The sequence below is a fragment of the Nocardiopsis sp. TNDT3 genome (assembly GCF_003427465.1).
Classification (GTDB): domain Bacteria; phylum Actinomycetota; class Actinomycetes; order Streptosporangiales; family Streptosporangiaceae; genus Nocardiopsis; species Nocardiopsis dassonvillei.
Genome location: NZ_QPFC01001049.1, coordinates 1 through 1,547 on the forward strand (window position 1 = coordinate 1; position 1,547 = coordinate 1,547).

Consider the following 1,547-nt stretch of genomic DNA (forward strand, 5'->3'; position numbering starts at 1 on the left):
GGGTCGGCCGGCGCGGGGGGCCGGGGCCGCTGCCGGAACGGGTTGGCCGTGCCCGAGGAGCCGCGCGGGGGTTGGGCCCGGGCGCCGCGCCCGCTCTCGGGGAGCCCGTCGAACAGGCCGCCGAGGCGGGGACCGGTTCCCGAGGCGGGTCTGCCGCCCTTCCAGCGGGACGGCTCGGCTCCGCCCTCCTCGCCGCGCCGGGCGTCCTCGCGGTCGTCTCTGGTCATGATCGCTCCACGCAAGAGGTGTTGTGACGGGCCCGTCTCCGCCTCGTCCGGCATAGACCGGTAAGCGTAGTCCGCCGCTTCCGTGCCGCCCGCACGGGTCCCGCGGACCCGGGGCGGCCGGTGCCGACCCGGTCGCCGGAGCTTCCGAGTCATCACCAACTGTGCCAGAGACCGAGCGGGTGCGCGCTGGCTCCGGGAACGGCCAGGCTCGGGAAACACGGCCGAGGCCGGGAACCCTGCGGGCGTGCTCCGGCCCCGGCGACGGGCCCGGTCCAGACGGCGCGGCGGCCGGGAACCCCGGGAACGCGCGCTGGCTCCGGCGGTCGTCCGCGCGCACGGCCCCCGTACGCGGACGCGCCTCACCGGTCGAGCAACTCCCCCAGCGCGTCCGTCAGGACCCGGTGGACGGCGGGTTCGCGGACCGCCACCCGGAACCACTCCGGGCCGAGGCCGGGAAAGGTGTCACCGCGCCGGACGGCGATCCCCCCTTCCCTGAGGCGGGCCCGCAGCCGGTCCGCCTCAGGGTCCGCTACCAGCAGGAACGAGGCCCGGGCTCCCGGGACCACCCGCAGGCCCAGGTTCCGCAGGCCCGCGGCGAGGTCGTCGCGGTGCTCGGTCAGGGACGTCGCCCAGGCGTCGGCCTCGGCGAGGGCCTCCGGCCTGCAGCACGCCTCCACCGCGACCAGGGCGGGCGTGGACACCGACCACAGGGGCTGTGCCTCGGAGAACCTGGCCACCAGGTCGGGTTCGGCGAGCAGGTACCCGGCGCGCAGCCCGGCGAGGGACCAGGTCTTGGTGAGGCTGCGCACCACCACCAGGCCCGGCAGGTCCCCGCGGGAGGCCAGCGACTCCGTTTCGCCGGGAACGCAGTCGGCGAAGGCCTCGTCGACGACCAGCACGCGCCCGGGGCGGGCCAGCCCGGCCAGGACCGGTCCGGGGTGGAGCACGGAGGTCGGGTTGGTCGGGTTGCCCACCACGACCAGGTCGGCGTCCTCGGGGACCAGTGCGGGGTCGAGGGTGAAGTCCGGTTCCAGCAGCACCCGGTCCACGGCGTGCCCGGCGGCGCGCAGGGCGGCCTCGGGCTCGGTGAACTGGGGGTGCACGACGACCGCCCGCCGGGGGTTCAGGACCCGCGCCAGGAGGACGAAGGCCTCGGCCGCCCCGGCGGTGAGCAGGACCTCGCCCGGCTCCCGTCCGTGGCGCCGGGCGACCGCCTTCCGCGCGCGGGAGGGGTCGGGGTAGGCGCCCAGGCCGGTCAGCGAGTCGGCGAGGAGCCGCCCCAGCCAGGCGGGCGGCGTCCGGCCCCGCACGTTGACGGCC

At 77.5% G+C, this 1,547-nt stretch carries 2 protein-coding genes; both read right to left on the reverse strand.

The features are described 5' to 3' along the window. On the reverse strand, positions 1-227 hold a 227-nt coding region (locus DQW06_RS23655), incomplete at its 3' end, for a hypothetical protein (RefSeq protein WP_198662530.1). A 359-nt stretch (positions 228-586) separates the two neighbouring features. Beyond that, positions 587-1,547 (reverse strand): Rv2231c family pyridoxal phosphate-dependent protein CobC (gene cobC / locus DQW06_RS23660; protein WP_117199334.1); only part of this gene is annotated, 961 nt, incomplete at its 5' end.